The sequence below is a fragment of the Flavobacteriales bacterium genome (genome assembly GCA_016713875.1).
Lineage (GTDB): Bacteria > Bacteroidota > Bacteroidia > Flavobacteriales_F > PHOS-HE28 > PHOS-HE28.
Map to the genome: position 1 here is coordinate 1042751 of JADJOI010000003.1, position 19296 is coordinate 1062046.

Below are 19296 nucleotides of genomic sequence, written 5' to 3' on the forward strand. Positions count from 1 at the left end.
TCGGGTTCGGGTCGGCGCTGCTGTAGTTGCCCGGGCCGGTCAGCTGAAGCTGCCGTTGCCCGTGCCCTGCAGCGTCACGCAGCTCGTGGTGCAGGTGATCGTGCCACCGGCGGCTTGCGCGCCAGGAGCAGCGTTGTCCAGGAGCACTTCGGCGCTGGCCGTGCTCGTGCAACCGTTGCTGCCCGTCACCGTCAGCACATACGTGCCAGCGACCGACACGGTCGGGTTCTGGTCGATGCTGGCGAAGTTGTTCGGGCCGGTCCAGCTGTAGCTGCCGTTGCCGCTGCCCATCAGCATCACGCTCGTGGTGGTGCAGGTCAGCGTTCCACCGGCGGCTTGCGCGCCCGGCACGTCCACATCCTCCAGCACGGTGGTGCTGGCGCTGTTGCTGCAGCCGTTGGCGGCGGTCACCGTCAGGGTGTACACACCCGCAGTGCTCACCACCGGGGCAGCGTCCGCGCTCACGAAGCCGTTGGGGCCCGTCCACTGGAAGCTCACGATGCCCGGGGCGAAGAACCCGTTCAGGGTCACCGTGGGGTTGCTGCAGGAGAGCACGCCGCTCAGGGCGTCCACCTCAGGCACATCGTTATCCAACAGCACCTCGGCCGTGGCCGTGCTGGTGCAGCCGTTGGCGCCCGTCACCCACCAGGTGTAGGTGCCCGCCATGCACACCGTCGGGTTCGGGTCGGCGCTGCTGTAGTTGCCCGGGCCGGTCCAGCTGTAGCTGCCGTTGCCCGTGCCCTGCAGCGTCACGCAGCTCGTGGTGCAGGTGATGGTACCACCGGCCGCTTGGGCGCCCGGCACGTCGGTATTCCCGATCACGATCGCCTCGGCGGTCCCAACGCAGGCCAACGGACCATTCTCCGTCTGGATGCTTGTTCCGGTGACCGTCAGCACATAGCTGCCCGGGGCGGAAACGACCGGATTCTGATCGCCGCTGGTGAACCCGTTCGGGCCGGTCCAGGTGAAGCTCACGTTCGGGGTGAGGCTGGCTCCCTGGAGCTGGACGGTCGGTTGCAGACAGCTGATCTCGCCTCCAACGGCACCGGCGCTGGCCGTGGTGCCATCGATGATCACATCGGCGTTCACGCTGGTCACGCAGCCATTGGCCCCGGTGACGGTCAACGTGTAGGTACCGGCCACGTCCACCACCGGAGCGGCATCCGCGCTGGTGAACCCACCAGGACCGCTCCACGACAGGGTTCCGGTGCCACTGCCTTGCAGCTGGGCGGAGAGGATGTTGCAGTTGATGGTACCGCCCTGAGCCGAAGCTTGGGGGGCGGCGTTGTCGGCGATCACCTCCACCGTGGCCGTGCTGGTGCACCCGTTGGCGCCCGTCACCACCAGGGTGTAGGTGCCCGCGGTGCATACCGTCGGATCCTGATCGGTGCTGCTGAAGTTGCCCGGGCCGGTCCAGCTGTAGCTGCCGTTACCGGTGCCCTGCAGGGTCACACATGGCGTGGTGCAGCTGATCGTGCCTCCGGCCGCTTGCGCGCCGGGTACAGTGGTGTTCACGGACACCTCGACCTGATCGGTGCCGGTGCAGCCCGTTTGCGGATCGGTCACCAGGAGGACATAGACGCCGGCCTGGTTGACGATCGGTGTGGCGGAAGCCGCGCCGGAAACGATGCCCGGGCCGGTCCATGAGAAGTTCAGCCCGCTCGGTACGCTGCCGCCGTTCAGTTGCACCGTGGGACCCGTGGTGCAGGTGATCTCGACATCACTTCCCGCAAGGGCTGTGGGAGGCATGGTGCCGGAGATGTTCACCGGAAGGGTGACGGAGCACTGGTTGAGGTCGGTGACGGTGACAGTGTAGGGACCAGCTGGCACGTTGGTGAGGTTCGGCCCCACGGCGCCGGTGCTCCACACATAGCCATAGCCCGGGGTTCCGCCGGTGCCGCTGGCCGACGCACCGCCCGTGCCCGTGTTGCAGGCATCCAGGGTGGTGTTGATGGTGGCGGAGAGCGGGCTGGGCTGACCCACTGAGAAGTTGGCGGTGGCGCTGCATCCGTTGGCATCGGTCACCGTCACACTGATCGGTCCGGCGCTCAGGCCCGTGGCGGTGGCCCCCGTCTGGCCATTGCTCCATGCGAACGTGAAGGGCGCCTGTCCGTCGGCGGTGGCCGTGACGCTGCCATCGCTGCCGCCGTGGCAGGACACATCGCCCACCGTGCCGCTCGCGGTCATGATGCGCACCTTCACCACCTGATCGGCCGCCCCGGCGAGGATGCAGGCATCGCCGCCGATGATGCGCCGGATGTAGGTGTCCGCGGTGACGGCACCGATCAGGGCACCCGGAAGGTCCTGCCCGGTGGCACCTGCGATGTCCGTCCACGTCAGGCTGTCGGCGCTGATCTGCCACTGATAGGTGGCGGCGCTGCCGAACGCAGGATAGGGAGAGGACACGTTGTTGCGCACGATGGTGGGCAGCACATAGCTCGGTTCGGAACCGGTGATGTCGCCGGGCGTGCTGCCCGGACAGATGGCCACGCCCTGGTAGGTGATGCTGTTGCCCAGCAGGTCGGGCGGGTTGGCCCACACCACGAGCCCCGGTTCATACCGTGACGTGGAGCTGACCTTGGTGGTGTTGAGCGCGCCCTGGGTGAGGGGGATGGTGTTGCTGCGCGCGGTGACGATGGTGTAGATGCGGCAGTTGCTGAACTTGATGCCGCGCTCGCCGACCGGGTCATAGTCATCGGCCGATCCGCCGTAGTAGGTGCTGAAGAGCAGGGCGCTCAGGTCATGCTCCAGCTTGCTGAAGGTCTTGTCGTTGCTTCCTTGGTTGGTGGTCTGCAGCGGCACGTTCGGGGACGAGCTGACCGGGAAGTTGGTGCTGTTCGAATAGCCGAACACGTAGACATCGTTGTTCTGGTCCACGTTCAGGCCCATCATGTTCACCTCGTTGCCGCTTCCGCCGAGGTAGGTGGCGCCCATGAAGGTCTGGTCGATGCCCATGCGGCACGCGTAGAAGTCGTTGCTGCCGTTGTGCGAGCTGTCGAACACACCCGAGCCGCTGATGTTGGCGCCGGCGAGCCCGGTGGTGACACCACCGAAATACAACTCGGTCCGCGCCGTGTTGAATTCCATGCACAGCACGGAAGCAGCAGCGCTGGAGGCGGAACTGAAGTAGCTGCTCCAGGTGACCCCGCCCGCCGAGGTCAGCCGTTGCAGAAAGCCGGCCGAGTTCCCACCGCGGGTGGACTGGCGGGGGCTGACGGTCGGGAAGTTGGTGCTTGCCGTGCTACCACCGACGAAGATGTCGCCTGTGGCATCATTGTGCAGCATGATGGTAGCGACATCACTACCGGTGCCGCCGCTGTTGCGCATCCAGACCAGCGTGGAGAGGTCGGCGTTCACCCGGAAGACCAAGGCATCATTGCTGCCCGCGTTGGTGTTGGTGGCACCGCTGCCGGGGTTCTGGGTGAGCAGGTTGGTGCTGGTGGTGGACCCGCATACGAGCACGTCACCGCTGGCGGTAGTGCGCAGGTCGTAGGACAGTTCTCCGCCGTTGCCACCGATCACACAGGCCTTGATGCCGGTGCCGGCGGGGTTGATCTTCAGCACGAAGATGTCGTCGCCCGATTGGGCCTGCTGATCAATGCTGCTGCCACTGAACCCGGTTCCGCCGAGCAGGGGGAAGTTGGTGCTGCCGGTCAGGCCGGTGATGTAAAGGTTCCCGTCCAGCCCCTGCTCGATCGCGTACGGGTTGTCGTCGTCAGCACCGCCGATGTAGGTCTGCCAGACCCGGGTGCCGGAACCACCCACGGTGGAGGGCTCGAGGTATTTACCGACGATGATCTCCAGGTTGCCGTTGGCCGTTTCGTCGAAGGCGCCCAAGGTGATGTTGTCGGTGGTGCCCACCACTCGGGCCAGCACGTAGATGGCCCCGTCGTTCGGGTCCACCCAGATGCCATGGCCATGGTTGTCGCCGGAACTGTTCGTGTTCACCCAGGTGGCCCAGCGCAGCGCGATGGGGTCGATCACCAACGGCCGGGTACGGTCGTAGGCCCCCAAGGTGAAGCGGACCACGTTGCCTTGCACGGCGTATGCGGCATCCACGCGCTGCTCGCCACGCTCGCCGCCTTGGTAGACGACCGGCGCGGGGAAGAGCATCTCACCCAGGCTTGTGGGCACCACCAGTTCACCCTTGTCGGTGACACGGAGGCGCTCGATGCCCTTCAGCTCGAGCTGGATGTCGGCGGGGTCGCTTCCGGGTTTGCAGATGATATCGTACTCCAGTGCACCGTCCTCGGCCGCGTAATAGCGGACATCGGTGCGGGGATAGACGTCCTTGTACCACACCTCCTCGAAGCTGCTGACGCCGGTGGCATGGCGGGCGGCATCGCCCACGAAGTAGTTGGCGGCGTCACCGTGGGGCTTCAGGCCCTCGATGCGCATGGTGGGCAGCGCCCCGCGGAAGTGGAGCATCCAGCCATGTCCGCGTTCGCGCCACAACAGCGGGCGGTTCGGCAGACCCAGGCGGGCCTCCTCCTCGATGCGATGCCCTTCGGCCTCGCGGGCGCTGACGGCCTCCGGGTCGTAGGCCTTCACCAGCATGCCTTCGGGCGTGGCCAGGGCCTGGCCCAGCGGGAAGTCGGCCCGGAACCGGACGTGGGGGTTGAACTGCCCGCGGTTCTCCGTGAAGTGGATGCGTTGCTCGTAGGCATGGAGCAGGGCGTCCAGGCCGTCCGCATGTCCGTCATGCGGTCGGTCGGGCGGCGTGTGCGCCACAGCGCCTGTGGTCGCGAACACCAAGGCCGTCAGTAGGGCCTTGGCGCGTCGCAGCGCGGTCTTGGGGGGTGAATGGTGCTGCATGGGTTCTTGGGTCGGTTGTCGGTTATTCGGATGCGGACGCCCCGGAGGAGGTCATCAGGGGACGAACAGCAGCAACAGGCCGACCAGCAGAAGGCACCAGAGCTCTCTGTCGGCCAACCAGGCCGGCAGGGCGATCCTTCGGTGCAACACGAGCGCGCTCACGCGCTCAAGGGTCTTCGCGGTCCTCATCGGTGATCCTGTTGGTGTCCAAGTAGCCCACAGGGTCGATCGAAGCCGGACGAACGGGCACAAAGCAACGGCGAACCGATGGCCGGTGTCAAGTTTCGTCGAAACGAATAGGCTATTCGTCGATGCATTAGGCGATTTCATGGGGCATTTTCTGCGAGCCGAACGGAGCGGCCGGAGGTCACCTGTTGAAAACTTTCTGCCGGTTTTTTTGGCGATCGACGTGGCGAGTTGCTTAATTGTCCGGCGTTCGTCTGACAGAAAAGACGTCAAGGCATCGGACGATCATCAACGCGACAACAAATCCCAAACACATGGCAGCGGTGGAGATCAACAAGGAGAAGCTGAAGGCCCTTCAGCTCACCATGGACAAGATGGAGAAGACCTTCGGCAAGGGGGCCATCATGAAGCTGGGGGATGATGCGGTGGAGCAGGTGGAGGTGATCCCGTCCGGGTCCCTGGGCCTTGACCTTGCGCTGGGCGTGGGCGGCTACCCGAAAGGCCGCATCGTGGAGATCTACGGTCCTGAAAGCTCAGGGAAGACGACCCTGGCCATCCACGCGATCGCGGAGGTGCAGAAGAAGGGGGGTATTGCGGCCTTCGTGGACGCCGAACACGCCTTCGATCGCTTCTACGCCGAAGCGCTGGGCGTCGACACGGAGAACCTGCTGATCAGCCAGCCGGATAACGGGGAACAGGCCTTGGAGATCGCCGACAACCTGATCCGCTCCGGCGCGATCGACCTGCTGGTGGTGGACAGTGTGGCGGCCCTGACCCCGCGCGCGGAGATCGAAGGGGAGATGGGGGATGCCTCACCGGGCATGCAGGCGCGCCTGATGAGCAAGGCCCTGCGCAAGCTCACCGGCACGATCAGCAAGACGGGCTGCTGCTGCATCTTCATCAACCAGCTGCGCGAGAAGATCGGGGTGATGTTCGGCAATCCGGAGACCACCACCGGTGGCAACGCGCTGAAGTTCTACGCCAGCATCCGCATCGACATCCGCCGCACCAACCAGATCAAGGACGGGGAGACCGCGGTGGGCAACCGTACCAAGGTGAAGATCGTGAAGAACAAGGTGGCGCCGCCCTTCCGCAAGACCGAGTTCGACATCCTCTTCGGCAAAGGCATCAGCAAGTCCGGCGAGATCATCGACATGGGGGTCGAGCAGGGCATCATCAAGAAGAGCGGAAGCTGGTTCGCGTACGAGGACAACAAACTGGGTCAAGGCCGGGACGCCGTGCGGCAGCTGCTGGAGGACAATCCGGAGCTGTGCGAGGAGCTGGAGAAAAAGATCAAGGACGGTCTAAGGGAAGCCGCTCCTCAAAACGCCTGAGGCGCCCTTCGGCCCGACCCTACCTTAGAGGCCCCTTCCCTTGGAAGGGGCTTCTTCGTTCCCATGACCCACGGCGCCCGCCCCATCGGATCGTTGATCCTCCTGCTCTTCCTGGCCTGCAGGCCTTCCGCGCCGACCAGCGACGGAGCGCCCCCCGCCACGTCCCCTGGCGGACTGGCCGAACAGCTGGCCGCGTTGGAACAGCGGATCGTGGCCGACCCCTCGAACGCCGCGCTCTATGCCGAGCGGGCCCGCCTGTACACCACTGTGGACAGCCTGCGGCAGGCGTTCAAGGACTGGGAACGCGCCATCGCCGCGGACAGCACGAACGCCGGATATCGCATCGAGCGTGGAGATCTGTACTACCGACAAACGATGGTCGACCGGGCGCGGGCCGAGTTCGAGCGGGCGATCGCGCTGGCCCCGGACCGTCCCGATCCGCGCCTCAAACTGGCCGAGATCGAGCTCGTGCTCCGCCACTACCGGGAGGCCATGGAACTGGTGAACGCCGCGCTCCGGATGGATCCCAACCTGGCGAAGGGCTACTACCTCAAGGGCTGGATCTACAAGGAGGTGGGCGACACGGCGCTGGCCGTCTCCAGCCTGCGCACCGCGGTGGAGCAGGACCCGGGCCACTACAGCGCCTTCATCCAGCTCGGGTTGTTGCATGCCGGCCTCCACGACGAGCTTGCGGTGGACTATTACCGGTCCGCCCTGGCCATCCGACCCAACAGCGTGGAGGCCCTGTACAACTTGGGCATGTACCTCCAAGAGCATGGCGAGGACAGCCTGGCGATGGTCACTTACGCCCGGATCACCGAGGTGGACAGCCTGAACGCCCTGGCGCCCTACAACACCGGCTTCATCCATCTGGAGCACCGGCAGGACCCCCGCACGGCGATCGGCTGGTTCACCAAGGCCACTGGCCTGAACACCAATTACTACCAGGCGTGGTACAACAGGGGTGTGGCCTACGAACGTCTGGAACGGCTGGACAGCGCAGCAGCCGATTACCAAGTGGCCCTATTGATCCGGCCGGACTATGATGCTGCGGCAGAAGCCCTTCAGCGGGTGTACGCGAACGGCGCCTACGTGAAGGCCTTTGACCGGGACCGCTGACCGGGCGCTCAGGGCACGAATTCGTAGCAACCCAGATCGGGCGGGAACCCACGCGGCTGACCATCCAGGTCCGTGAGCGCCTCGATCGTGCTGAACGTGCCCCGATCGATGCAGGGCGAGGCCGCGGTGAGGTGTTGATCGCCGCTGCCCACGAACGCCGGATTCAGATTGCGGATGATGGAGGTCTGGTCGGGGAAGTGGAACGCATCGTTCGTCGGCTGATCGGTGCGGAGCAGGAAGTTGGTGAAGGTGTACTGCGTGGTGGCCCCGGCTTCCAATTCGATCAGGAATTCGTTGCTGTTGGCCCCATGGATGATCCCGTTCTGGAACGTGCTGTTGGTGATGTCGCGCACCTGCACCGACCCGTCGATCCCCTGGTAGGTGTTCGTGAGCAGGAAGGCCGGATCGTTCCGCACGTCGTAGGACCAGAAGTTGGAGACGGTGGTGTGGTTGAAGAAGTACTCGCCCCCCCCGGTGAGGGCCATGCAGAACTGCCCGGCATCAGCCACCAGCAGGTTGTTGCTGGTGATGCGGTAGTTGCGGCTCAGGATGCCGGCGGCCGAACAGTTGCGGATGCTGACGTTGTTGAGCACGAGCTTGGCCGCGCTGGTCGGGGCCAGGGGATCCAGCGGGAAGGTCTCGCATTGGATGCCGATGAGGGCGTTCCGGACCTGCACATGCTCGAGCACATGGTCCTGATTGGCCTCACCCTCGTTGATCCAGATGCGGTCCCACTGCCCGGGCAGGTCCTGATAAGCGGGCTCCAGGCGGTCGCCTTGGAAGACGATGGGCTGATCGACGAGGCCCTGGGCGGTGATGCGGCCGTACTTGTACACCCACAGACCGCCCCCGCCGTGGACGTGGATCCGCGTTCCGGGTTGGATGACCAGGGCATTGCAGCTGTCCACCACCGCATAGCCGAGGATCAGGATCGGTTTTTCGGGGGTCCACACCACGGTCTCTCCGCAGATCTGGACCCCGTTCTGGTCGAAACCGCCTGCGATGTAGGAGAAGGGAGGGAAGCCCTGCACGAATTGATCCGGCCGGTACACCACCGCGTCCTGCCCCCAGACCTGCAACAGCACCGACCCCTCCACGCCGTTGGCGTTGAAGCGGATGAAGTCCTCCACCAGGAAGGGGGTGTTGACCCCTCCGGCAGCGGGCAGGACCTCCACGAACACGAAGATGCTGTCCTTGCCCAGGATCTCCACGTCCTCGAAGCTGTCGCCGCTGAGCCCGTCCACGTTGATCCGAAAGGGGGAGGGGGGCCCGCCGACCAGGACGATATCGACCTTCACGGCGTTGGCATCGGGGTTGCGCACCGTGAAGCGCTTGGTCACCGAGGTGGTGAGCGTGGTGAACACGGTGTCGAACAGGATCGTGTCGCGGCTGAAGTCGAGGGTGACCCCGTCCTCGGTGAACCGGAGGTCCTTGCGGCACCCCGCCAGGATGAACAGTCCGGCGAACAGGGCAAGGATCGGGCGGTGCGACATGGGGTGCAAAGATGGCTCGGCCTGCATTACGGAAAGGGGCCTGCGATCATTGCCCGGACGGCCATTTGGTCAACTGGTCGATCCGGCTTACTTTTGCGCCCCCGTCGCACGAAGTGGCGGGCCGAGAACCGCAGAACCATGAAGGACGGCATCCACCCCGAGAACTACCGCGTCGTGGTGTTCAAGGACATGTCCAACGATTACATGTTCCTGAGCCGCAGTTGCGCGGCCACCAAGGAGAGCATCAAGTGGGAGGACGGCAACGATTATCCCCTCGTGAAGCTGGACATCAGCCACACTTCCCATCCTTTCTACACCGGCAAGATGATGCTGATCGACACGGCCGGTCGTGTGGACAAGTTCAACAAGCGTTACGCGCGCCACAACAAGGACGCGAAGTAATCGGCGAGCACGTCTTCGGAAGCCCTCGGTCGCCGACCGGGGGCTTTCCTTTTCCGGGGTCGCCGATCAGCCTTTCACCTTGTAGCGCTCGTTCCGTGTCCGGCCTTCGCGGATCTCCTGGTAGGCCTCGGCCACCCGTCGTTTGCGGGTCTCGTCCTTCCGGGCATCCGTGATCCACTCCACGAACTCCCGCTGCTGCGCCGCCGTGAAGCCTTCCCACATGGCCCAGGCCTCCTCGTCCTTGCGCAGCACCACGTCCAGCTCCTCCGGAAGGATCACGGCCTTCCGGGCCGGCTTGGCATCCGGGAGTTTCGCTCCGCTGATGTTGACCTTCACGGCCTGCTTCACCAGGTCCACGAACGCCTTCTCATCGATGGCGCCACCCTCCTCGATGCGGTATTTGCGCATGCCTTTGGCCTCGTCCTTCTCCGGCTTGTCGAAGAGCTTGTGCGGGTCCTTGATCAGCGACCCTTTGTGGAACCACACGCAGACGGCGTGCTTGAGCGCGATGGTACCGAGCATGATGCCATCATGGTCGTAATGGGGCATGTTCCACCGCCAGGTCTCCTCGATGGTCTCGTCCACCGAGTGGATGAGCTGTCGCAGACGCACGAGGGTGCGGCGTGGCCATTCGGGCTGTTCAGCGATGTAGAGGTTGATCTGTTCCTGAGGGAGCATGGCAGTAGGTTCAGCGGTCGGTCGGGTCAACGTTTCATCTCCTGCTCGAACTGCACGGACAACGGGAAGGTCTTCTCGCCTTGAAGCTTGAAACCGGCCAGCATGACGGTCTCGTTCGGCGCCACCGTCCAGCGCCGTTCGGGCAGCACGGTGGCCACATCGGCCCCTCCGTTCACGACGGAGCGGGCTTTCGAGGTCCCGTCCGCCTTGAACTCGAGCAGCAGCGCCTCACCTCCACCGTCCAAGGGTGGCACGGGTTCGCCGGACCTGCGGATCTCCTCGTTGGCCATGTCATCGTTGAGGAGCACATGCAGCAGGTCGTTCTGGACAAAGGCCACGGGCGATCCCCGGCCCGGTTTCTCCAGGTTGATCTGCCGGTCCAGGACGCTGTACCACAGCTGTTCACCCGCAGCATCCACGCGCATCACGTGCAGGTCGCTCGTGACATAGCTCTGGCGGGTGACCGGCTGATTCGCGAAGTTCTTGCTCTGGATGGTTCGCAAAGCGCTTTCGTTCGCCAGTAGGACGGCTCCGCCATCGCTGAACACTTGTAGATCCTCCGCCACCACGTCCACCTGCAACTCCTTTTTTTCCTTCACCATGGCAGGCTGCAAGGTGTGAAGCTTGAAGGGTCCCCACGCGAGCGCTTTCCGGTCGAAGGTGGTGAAGAACAGGCCCTTCGACTGGTCGCGCCGCAGGGTGGGTTCGCCGTACGTGCCTGCCACCATCAGCGCGCCATCCTTGCGCAGGGCCATGCGCACGTCCTGGGCATAAGGTGCTCCCGGCAGATCGACGATCACCCTGCTGTTGCCCTGTGCTGTCCATCCGCACTACGGCCCACGAATAGCCCACCTGGTCCTTGACCTTCGGTGCGGGATCGGTCACCCACTTCACCAGCCGCCAGAGCACTCCGTCCCCGTCCAAGACGGACCCGGCCACCACGACGTCCTTCACCGCGGGGTCGATCTCCATGGCCCGGGCCCAATAGAGGCTCATGTCCTTGTGGAACACGGCGGCGAACCAGGGTGCTCCCGGGCGTTGGGTGCTGCGCGGGTCCACGTTGAGCACGAACCGGGTGGTGTCCACGCTGGGGAGGAAGGTCAGACCCACAGCGGAGCCTGGAGCGAACCACGACTGGTCCTTTCCAAAGCGGTCGAAGGTGAGGAGGGCATGTTCTTGGGTTCCCTTCACCCCTTGCAGGCTTCTGGGGTTCATTTCCTGGCGGAGCACTTGGATCCCCGAACGCTCAAGATCGATCTTGGAACCGAACAGCCAGAGCTTCCGTTGATGGCGGCCGATGGTCTCCACGGCCACTGGCGTCTCCCCGAACACCATCTTCGGAGCGGCGCTCTTGATGGGGGAGAGGGTGGCGCGGTCATAGGTCACCAGGTTCCAGGCCATGCCGGCCTGAGGGCGGCCTCCGATCACCGCTGCGTCGGCCGGGACCTGCATGGCGATCAAGGCGCCTTCATCCCCTTTCACCACGGTGTGCAGGGTGGTGCCGTCCTCCAGTCGGCGTCCGAGATCGGCCTTCACCTTCACGCGCACCTTCGGCGCCTGTTGGGCCATGGCCATCAGGTTGCCGCTCAAGGCGAGGAGGGCAAGTGTTCGTAGCATGGGTTCCGTGAATACTGATGTGAAGGTAGCTCAGTAGCGTTCGAGAATGACGGCATAACCCTGGCCGACACCGATGCACATGGTGCACAGGGCGTACCGCTTACCGGTGTCCTTCAACCCTATGGCAGCCGTCTGCAGTAGTCGGGCACCGCTCATTCCCAAGGGATGCCCCAGAGCGATGGCGCCGCCGTTTGGATTCAGGCGTGGGTCGTCATCCGCAAGGCCCAAGGCACGGGTGCAGCTCAGGGCTTGCGCAGCGAACGCTTCGTTGATCTCGATGAGGTCCATCTCCTCAAGCCGCAGTCCGGCGCGCTTCAAGGCCAGCCGGGTGGCGCTCACCGGTCCGATGCCCATGATCCGCGGCTCCACGCCGGTCACGGCGGCCGTCACGATCCGCGCCATCGGGGTCAATCCATGCCGTTCCAAGGCGGCATCCCCCGCTACGAGCACGGCGGCGGCACCGTCGTTCAGTCCACTGCTGTTCCCTGCCGTGACCGACCCGTTCCGCCGGAACGCGGGCTTCAGACCGGCCAACGCTTCGAGCGTGGTACCTGGCTTGATGAACTCGTCCTGCTCCACGAGAACGGGGTCGCCTTTCCGCTGCGGCACGGGCACGGGCACGATCTCACGGGCCAAGCGCCCCCTGCTCATCGCTGCCGCGGCTTTCCGTTGGCTCCAGAGCGCGAAGCGGTCCTGGTCCTCCCTGCTGATGGGCGATGCCTCGATGAGGTTCTCCGCGGTCTCACCCATCGCATCCACGCCATATTTCTCCTTCATGGCAGGGTTCACGAAGCGCCAGCCAAAGCTGGTGTCGTGGAGCTGGGCATCCCTTCCATACGGAGTGCTGGTCTTGCTCATCACCCAAGGACCGCGGGTCATGTGCTCCACACCGCCGGCAATGAGAAGATCACCTTGGCCGGCTTGGATCGCGCGACCGGCTTGGACAACGGCGCTCATACCACTGGCGCACAACCGGTTGACGGTTTCACCTGGCACACATACAGGGAGCCCGGCCAACAGGAGCGCCATGCGGGCCACGTTGCGGTTGTCCTCACCGGCCTGGTTGGCACAACCCAGAATGACGTCATCAATGGCTGCGGGATCAAGTCCGGGATGCCTCTTGACCAGCTCACGAAGGACGTGGGCAGCAAGATCGTCCGCACGGACCGAGGCGAGGGACCCTGCGAAAGCCCCGATGGGCGTTCGGACCGCATCAATGACGTACGCGTTGGAGGCCATGGAGGGTGAACAAGGGTGCGAAGATGCGACAGGGGTTGGGATGGGTGTCTGGCAGAAGGTGTCGCTCGGGTGGTACATCCCCGGACGTATGTATGGCCATACATATGTACGGACCGGTCGTGTTCAGTCCTATCCGGCCGCAACTCGCTGTCCCATAATGGTTTAAACAGGTTCTTGTCGTTCTCACTCCATGCGAAGCACGGATCGAAGAGAGTCGCTCTCCACGTCGGTGATGAACGGTAGAAGTCAGTCCTGCCGTGGGTTACCCGACACCTGGGACTTGCCGACCATAGCCAATGAACATATGTATGGCCATACATACATCCGACCCGGTCTGGCCCAGGCCGCTACATTGGACCCATGGACCCCCAGACCCTTGCCGAGCGCGTCGTTGCGAAGATGTACGACCATGACCCGTTCAGCCGCTGGCTGGGGGTCGAACGAATGGTCGTGGCACCGGGGCATTGCGTCCTTCGTATGACCGTTAGGCAGGAGATGCTGAACGGCTTCGCCATCGCTCATGGCGGCGTTGCATACAGCTTGGCGGACAGTGCTCTGGCGTTCGCTGCGAATTCGCACGGCGTTCAAGCCGTCAGCATCGAGACCAACATCACCCATACGCGACCGGTCCATACAGGCGACACCCTCACGGCAACTGCCACGGAGAGGAACCGGTCCGCACGCTTCGCCACATATGAGGTGTGCGTGACTGACCAGCGCGACCGCATCGTGGCCCTGTTCAAGGGGACGGTGTTCCGCACTGGAGACAACTGGACGGTCTGACGATCACCGTGTCCGCGATCCAATGGGGATGGACACGCCGGTCACGTCCAGCACACTGGTCGGTGTGCAGGCGAAGATGCGCTGTAGGGGTGTGGGCCTGACCCTGAAAAGACCTTGGCGGAGACCGAACGCAGGGAGCAACGTGCTCCTGGGTCCAACGACGAAACAGGGGAGCGTGATCCGTTGCTGACCGGTACCGGTCAACACCACCCCAGGATGCACATGTCCTCCGATACGATAGCCATCACCGGCGCTATTCGTTCCCACGGGATCGTGGCACAATGTGATCCCGTCCTCGACCACCTCCTCTTGTTCGACACGCAGCCCGGCATCCTGATACCGTCGCTCACTGAGCCGATCATGGTTTCCAGGCACCACATGCAGTTCCTCCGACCGCGACCGGCACCAGGCCACGAATCCATCCCAGCTGCGATTCAGATCGCTGTGGAACAGGTCGCCTAGGATGAGCAATCGGTCAGGACTGAAATGGTCCATCACCCGGGTCAACCGATCCAAGGTGGCTTGATCATCTCCTTCCGGGAGCGGGACCCCGGCCTTCCGGAAGTGCGCCGCCTTCCCAAGATGCAGGTCGGCCACCAGCAGCCATTTGCGTTCGTGCCAGTACAGCCCACCGAACGGGTGCATGGTGAACCGTCCCCCGGCGCTATGGAGCTGAACATCATAGGGCAGCATCAGGACCAAAGTACTTCACGCCACGAGCCGTTGATGCCTCACGGACTTACTTTCACCACAACCCGATGTTCATCACCTCCCTCGGATTCATCCTCTGCGCAGCCGCCATCTGGTTCAGCGGTGCCCACCTCGCACGCTTGGGCGACCGCCTCGCGGAGCTCACCGGCATGGGCCGCGCGTGGCTGGGTCTGGTGCTCATGGCCACCGTCACCTCCCTGCCCGAGCTCTTCGTGGGCATCGGCTCCGCGGGCATCCACGGCAACGCCGACCTCGCCGTGGGCGACGTGCTCGGCAGCTGCGTGTTCAACCTGCTCATCCTCTCGGTGCTCGATGCATTTCACCGCGGACCGGGGCTGCTTCATTCGGTCGAGCCTAAGCAGGTGTTGAGCGCAGCCTTGGGCATCGTGCTGCTGGCGCTCGTGGGCTTCGGCATCTTCCTGCCGGATCAGTACACCATCATGGGCTGGGTGGGTGCGCTCAGCATCATGTTCGTGGGGGTCTACCTCGTGGCCATGCGCATGGTGTATCATCATCTGGGCCATGATCCGATCGTGGCTGGCGCGGATGCGCCCGACCGCTCCGGCCTGAATCGCGTGGTGTTTTGGTATGCGGTGCACGCCACCGTGGTCATCACTGCTGCCCTCTTCCTGCCGGGCTTCGCCGAGACCATCACCGAGGAGACCGGTCTGAAGGCCTCCTTCGTCGGCACTCTGCTGCTGGCCACTTCCACCTCGCTCCCCGAGGTCGCCGTAAGCGTCTCGGCCCTGCGCATCGGGGCGATGGACATGGCCGTTTCGAACCTGCTTGGCAGCAACCTCTTCAACATCGTCATCCTCGCCATCGACGACCTGGTGTATCGCGGCGGCTTCCTGCTGAAGGACGCCTCCGAGGCACACCTGATCTCGGTGCTCAGCACCATCATCATGAGCGCCATCGTGATCGTGGGGCTCACCTTCCGCACCGCACCCAAGCGCTTCCTATTGGCGTGGGACACCTTCCTGATCATGGTGGTGTATGTCGTCAACCTCATCCTGCTTTATCGGCTCTCATGACCCATGAAATGGTACCTGCTGGAGATCGGTGAACTGCGTCAGGCACTGGGCGTCGATGAACAGGGATTGAGCGAGGCCCAAGCCGAGGAGCGCCGGATCGAGCATGGCCTGAATGAACTGGAGGGCAAGCGTAAGCGCACTGTCCTTGGCCTTTTCCTCGCCCAGTTCAAGGACCTGATGATCATCGTGCTGCTTGCGGCTGCGGTGGTGGCCGGCTCAGTGGGCGACATCACGGACACCATCATCATCCTGGCCATCGTGCTGGTGAACGCCGTGATCGGCGTGGTGCAGGAGTTCCGCGCGGAGAAAACCTTGGAGGCCCTGCAACGCATGGCGGCCCCGCAGGCCACCGTGCGACGCGGTGGCGTGATGCGCAATGTGCCCGCACACGAACTGGTGCCGGGTGACGTGGTGCTGCTCGAGGCCGGCATGGTGGTGCCCGCCGACCTGCGCTTTACCGCGTGCCATGGGCTGCGCATGCAGGAGGCCGCGCTCACCGGCGAATCGCTCGACACCGCCAAGCGGCCCGGCGAGCTTCACCTGGCCGACCTGTCCTTGGGCGATCGCAGCAACATGGGCTTCAAGGGCACCGTGGTGGCCAAGGGCCGCGGCGAGGGCATCGTGGTGGCCACCGGCATGCGTACCGAGATGGGCCGCATCGCCAAGCTGCTGGACCAAGGCACCGCGGCCACACCGTTGCAGAAGCGCATGGCGGCCTTCGGAAAAGTGGTGGCCGTGGCCGTGCTTGCCATCTGCGCGGTGCTCTTCACCGTGGGCTGGCTGCGCGGCGGCGATCCGATGACCTTGCTGCTTACCTCCATCTCTCTCGCCGTGGCCGCGATCCCGGAAGCCCTGCCCGCGCTGATGTCGGTCTCGCTCGCACTCTCTGCCGCACGCATGGTGAAGCAGCAGGCCCTCGTGCGCCGCCTGGCCGCCGTGGAAACGCTGGGCTCCGTCACCGTGATCTGCACCGACAAGACCGGCACGCTAACCCGCAACCGCATGCGTGTGGAGGAACTCGTGGTGCTTGATGAAGCGCAGCGCCAGCGACTGCTCCAGGCGATGGCTCTCAGTAACGACGTGCTCCACGGGCCCGAGGGGCCGGTGGGCGAGGGCACCGAGCTCGCGCTGTTCGAACATGCCGAGGCAGCTGGCGTGCGGAAGGCTGATGCCCAGAGTGAATTGCCCCGCGTGGCCGAAGTACCCTTCGATGCCGTGCGCAAGTGCATGAGCACCATCCATCGCATGCCCGATGGCCGCCACCTGCTCTTCATCAAGGGCGCATTGGAATCCCTGCGGGAGCACGTGCCTGCGCCTGATCCCCGCTGGAGATCAGAGGCCGATCGCCTCGCGGAAGAGGGCTTGCGCGTGATGGCGCTCGGCTACCGAGAATTGCCTGCGGGTGAGCTGCCGGATGATCTTCATGAGCTTGAGCGCCGCATCGTGCTCATCGGCCTGTCCGGCATCCAGGACCCGCCGCGCGACGAGGTGCCGCAAGCCATCGCCGATTGCCACGGCGCTGGCATCCGCACGGTGATGATCACCGGCGATCACCCGGTCACCGCGCGCACCGTCGCACGACGCATCGGCCTCTTGAGCCCTGCGGAAGCTGACGACCCACGCAGCGTGATCACCGGCGCCGAGCTCGCCAAGCTCGATGCGCGGGGGCTGCGCCAACGGGTGGATCACCTGCGCGTCATCGCCCGGGTATCACCCGAGCAGAAGCTCGACATCGTGGCGGCGCTACAGGAGCACGGGCACTTTGTGGCCATGACGGGTGATGGCGTGAACGATGCCCCCGCACTGAAGCGCGCCGACATTGGTGTGGCCATGGGCATCACCGGCACCGATGTGAGCCGCGAGGCCGCCGACATGGTGCTTCTGGACGACAACTTCGCGACGCTGGCCCACGCCGTACGCGAGGGGCGGCGGGTCTTCGACAACATCCGGAAGTTCATCAAGTACATCCTCACGGCCAATGCCGGCGAGATCTGGGCCATCGCGCTGGCCCCGCTCATTGGACTGCCGATCCCGTTGCTGCCCGTGCACATTCTCTGGATCAACCTGGTCACGGACGGACTGCCCGGGCTCTTCCTCTCCCTTGAGCCGGCCGAACGCGACCTCATGCAGCGGAAACCACGCCATCCCAAGGAGAGCCTCTTCGCGCATGGGCTCGGTGTCCATATCCTGTGGGTCGGCCTGCTCATGGGCGGGGTCACGTTGGCCGCCCAGGCCTGGGCCATCCGCACCGGTCACGCGCACTGGCAGACCATAGCTTTCAACGTGCTTTGCCTGAGCCAGATGGGCCATGTGTGGGCCATCCGCACCGAATGCTCGTTCTTCCGCACCCAATTCTTCTCGAACCCAGCGCTGCTAGGGGCCGTGGCGCTCACCTTCGGCCTTCAGGCGCTGGTCACCTTCGTCCCGGTGTTCCAGGGCATCTTCCACACGCAGGCGCTCACACTGGAGGAGCTCGTGGTGGTAACGGCGCTCTCGTCCGTGGTCTTCATCGGGGTGGAGGTGGAGAAGCTGATCTCCCCAAGGCTCGCTTAACGCATCACCACGTGTCGGCTGGTCACGGGGGCACCATCGCGCTCCACGCGCAGCACGTACGCGCCTGCGGGGTGGTCGAAGGCCAGATCAACGCGGCCGGATGAGGCGCGTACCGAGGCCACCACCCGGCCCAGGGCATCGAGCAGGGTCAGGTCCTCGCCACCTTGGAGGCCGGCGATCTGCAGCACGCCCGCATCCACGGGTACCGGCCACACGGTGACACCATCATGAGGCGCTTCCTGCACAGCCGTCGGGATGCCGAAGATGTCCTCGAAAGCCTGCGCATATTCATCGGCCGCGGCACAGCTGCCCACGGCGTCCCAGTTGATGCTCCAGGTCATCAGCCCGCGCAGGGTGGGGTATGTGGCCATCCGCTGATAGTTGCCGGGCTGCGGGCCCGTGCTGCGCAGGTAGTCCACGGCCTGCTCCAACACGGCGGGGGATACGTAGCCGCCTCCCGCCGCGAGCGGACAGGCGGGCAGGCCGATGGCCACCTTCTCCGGCGGCAGCGGGGCGAAGAAGCCGCCGTTGGTCTGGAAGCCCTGTAGCAGCGCCTCGGTCTGGCTCACGATGAAGTCGGTCGTGCCCTGGGTGTAGATTCCGCCGTCGATGCCGTACATGCTGCCGCTGTTGTACAGCTGCACCTGCAGAATGTCCAAGCGGTTCCGCAACGCATCGATGATAGGCAGGTAGGCGCCCCAGATGCCGCCGTACGCGCTCATGCCGCCCTGCACATAAGCCGTCTCCGGAGCCATGGTGAGCATCATGGGCACGCCGTGCGTGGCCTCGTACTGGTCGGCGATGCTGTTCACCGCGTCGATCAGGCGGATGACGCGGGCATCGGTGGGGTTGGCGATGGTGCCGCCGCTGATGGCCACCGATGCGCCTTCCAGGTCGATGTCGATGCCGTTGAAGCCGTAGGTGTCGAGGATGCCCAGCAAACTGCTCACGAACTGGTCGCGCTCGGGATCGCTGTCCAGGTGTACGGTGGCGTTGGCCCCGCCGATGCTGATCAGCACCTTCTTCCCTTGCGCCTGCAGCGCAGCCACATCGGCGATGAAGGTGGCGGGAGCGGTCTCGGCCGGAGAGAAGACCATGTCGTACGTGCTGCCCACTGCGGGCACGGCGAAGCTCACCTCGATCACGGTGTAGCGCGGATCCACCTGGCTCAGCTCCAGGTAGGGCGCGTTGGCATCGTTCCAGTTGTGCCAGTAGCCCACCAGGTCGGGACCTTGGGCGTGGAGGTTCACAAAGAGGCAGAAGGCGGACAGGAAGGTGAACGGACGCATGCACATGGTGATCGGGGCGGCTCGAAGATGAGGGATCATGGAT

The 19296-nt window shown here is 64.5% G+C and carries 13 protein-coding genes; 6 read left to right on the forward strand and 7 right to left on the reverse strand.

The window, feature by feature from the left end; genetic code table 11:
• Positions 1-39: 39 nt before the first annotated feature.
• Positions 40-4815 (reverse strand): SBBP repeat-containing protein, encoded by a 4776-nt coding sequence (locus IPJ87_05890; GenBank protein ID MBK7941391.1) that lies wholly within the window; start codon positions 4813-4815, stop codon positions 40-42.
• Between the two features lie 500 nt (positions 4816-5315).
• Between IPJ87_05890 and recA the strand changes: the two genes are divergently transcribed.
• Positions 5316-6335, forward strand: a complete 1020-nt coding sequence (gene recA, locus IPJ87_05895) for a recombinase RecA (GenBank protein ID MBK7941392.1) — start codon at positions 5316-5318, stop codon at positions 6333-6335.
• Between the two features lie 63 nt (positions 6336-6398).
• A complete protein-coding gene (locus tag IPJ87_05900; GenBank protein MBK7941393.1) occupies positions 6399-7454 on the forward strand; it encodes a tetratricopeptide repeat protein in 1056 nt (351 codons plus the stop codon).
• 8 nt (positions 7455-7462) lie between these two features.
• Here IPJ87_05900 and IPJ87_05905 read toward each other — a convergent pair whose 3' ends face one another.
• Positions 7463-8947, reverse strand: a complete 1485-nt coding sequence (locus IPJ87_05905) for a hypothetical protein (GenBank protein MBK7941394.1) — start codon at positions 8945-8947, stop codon at positions 7463-7465.
• 138 nt (positions 8948-9085) lie between these two features.
• Between IPJ87_05905 and IPJ87_05910 the strand changes: the two genes are divergently transcribed.
• Positions 9086-9349, forward strand: coding sequence for a type B 50S ribosomal protein L31 (locus IPJ87_05910; GenBank protein ID MBK7941395.1), 264 nt, complete (start codon positions 9086-9088; stop codon positions 9347-9349).
• Between the two features lie 66 nt (positions 9350-9415).
• Here IPJ87_05910 and IPJ87_05915 read toward each other — a convergent pair whose 3' ends face one another.
• The 3 genes from IPJ87_05915 to pcaF all read right to left on the reverse strand — a co-directional run bounded on the left by IPJ87_05915 (position 9416) and on the right by pcaF (position 12883).
• Positions 9416-10027 (reverse strand): DUF1801 domain-containing protein, encoded by a 612-nt coding sequence (locus IPJ87_05915; GenBank protein MBK7941396.1) that lies wholly within the window; start codon positions 10025-10027, stop codon positions 9416-9418.
• A gap of 26 nt (positions 10028-10053) precedes the next feature.
• Positions 10054-10827, reverse strand: coding sequence for a hypothetical protein (locus IPJ87_05920; protein MBK7941397.1), 774 nt, complete (start codon positions 10825-10827; stop codon positions 10054-10056).
• 847 nt (positions 10828-11674) lie between these two features.
• A complete protein-coding gene (gene pcaF, locus IPJ87_05925; protein ID MBK7941398.1) occupies positions 11675-12883 on the reverse strand; it encodes a 3-oxoadipyl-CoA thiolase in 1209 nt (402 codons plus the stop codon).
• Between the two features lie 360 nt (positions 12884-13243).
• Here pcaF and IPJ87_05930 point away from each other — a divergent pair, with 360 nt between their 5' ends.
• A complete protein-coding gene (locus tag IPJ87_05930) occupies positions 13244-13666 on the forward strand; it encodes a hotdog fold thioesterase (GenBank protein MBK7941399.1) in 423 nt (140 codons plus the stop codon).
• Positions 13667-13669: 3 nt separating this feature from the next.
• Here IPJ87_05930 and pdeM read toward each other — a convergent pair whose 3' ends face one another.
• Positions 13670-14359, reverse strand: coding sequence for a ligase-associated DNA damage response endonuclease PdeM (gene pdeM / locus IPJ87_05935; GenBank protein MBK7941400.1), 690 nt, complete (start codon positions 14357-14359; stop codon positions 13670-13672).
• A 65-nt stretch (positions 14360-14424) separates the two neighbouring features.
• Between pdeM and IPJ87_05940 the strand changes: the two genes are divergently transcribed.
• Both IPJ87_05940 and IPJ87_05945 read left to right on the forward strand, forming a co-directional pair.
• Positions 14425-15411 (forward strand): sodium:calcium antiporter, encoded by a 987-nt coding sequence (locus IPJ87_05940; GenBank protein ID MBK7941401.1) that lies wholly within the window; start codon positions 14425-14427, stop codon positions 15409-15411.
• A 3-nt stretch (positions 15412-15414) separates the two neighbouring features.
• Positions 15415-17964 (forward strand): cation-translocating P-type ATPase, encoded by a 2550-nt coding sequence (locus IPJ87_05945; GenBank protein MBK7941402.1) that lies wholly within the window; start codon positions 15415-15417, stop codon positions 17962-17964.
• On the opposite strand, the gene IPJ87_05950 is transcribed toward IPJ87_05945, so the two are convergent.
• The gene (locus IPJ87_05950) at positions 17961-19253 is read right to left on the reverse strand and encodes a hypothetical protein (protein ID MBK7941403.1); all 1293 of its coding nucleotides are present in this window, start codon (positions 19251-19253) and stop codon (positions 17961-17963) included. The genes IPJ87_05945 and IPJ87_05950 overlap by 4 nt on opposite strands.
• Positions 19254-19296: the final 43 nt, after the last annotated feature.

Coding starts and splice junctions, on each gene's coding strand:
- IPJ87_05940 (MBK7941401.1), top strand. CDS start 14,425: ATGTTCATCACCTCCCTCGGATTCATCCTCTGCGCAGCCGCCATCTGG.
- IPJ87_05930 (MBK7941399.1), top strand. CDS start 13,244: ATGGACCCCCAGACCCTTGCCGAGCGCGTCGTTGCGAAGATGTACGAC.
- IPJ87_05945 (MBK7941402.1), top strand. CDS start 15,415: ATGAAATGGTACCTGCTGGAGATCGGTGAACTGCGTCAGGCACTGGGC.
- pdeM (MBK7941400.1), bottom strand. CDS start 14,359: ATGCTGCCCTATGATGTTCAGCTCCATAGCGCCGGGGGACGGTTCACC.
- IPJ87_05890 (MBK7941391.1), bottom strand. CDS start 4,815: ATGCAGCACCATTCACCCCCCAAGACCGCGCTGCGACGCGCCAAGGCC.
- IPJ87_05950 (MBK7941403.1), bottom strand. CDS start 19,253: ATGCGTCCGTTCACCTTCCTGTCCGCCTTCTGCCTCTTTGTGAACCTC.
- pcaF (MBK7941398.1), bottom strand. CDS start 12,883: ATGGCCTCCAACGCGTACGTCATTGATGCGGTCCGAACGCCCATCGGG.
- IPJ87_05915 (MBK7941396.1), bottom strand. CDS start 10,027: ATGCTCCCTCAGGAACAGATCAACCTCTACATCGCTGAACAGCCCGAA.
- recA (MBK7941392.1), top strand. CDS start 5,316: ATGGCAGCGGTGGAGATCAACAAGGAGAAGCTGAAGGCCCTTCAGCTC.
- IPJ87_05905 (MBK7941394.1), bottom strand. CDS start 8,947: ATGTCGCACCGCCCGATCCTTGCCCTGTTCGCCGGACTGTTCATCCTG.
- IPJ87_05910 (MBK7941395.1), top strand. CDS start 9,086: ATGAAGGACGGCATCCACCCCGAGAACTACCGCGTCGTGGTGTTCAAG.
- IPJ87_05900 (MBK7941393.1), top strand. CDS start 6,399: ATGACCCACGGCGCCCGCCCCATCGGATCGTTGATCCTCCTGCTCTTC.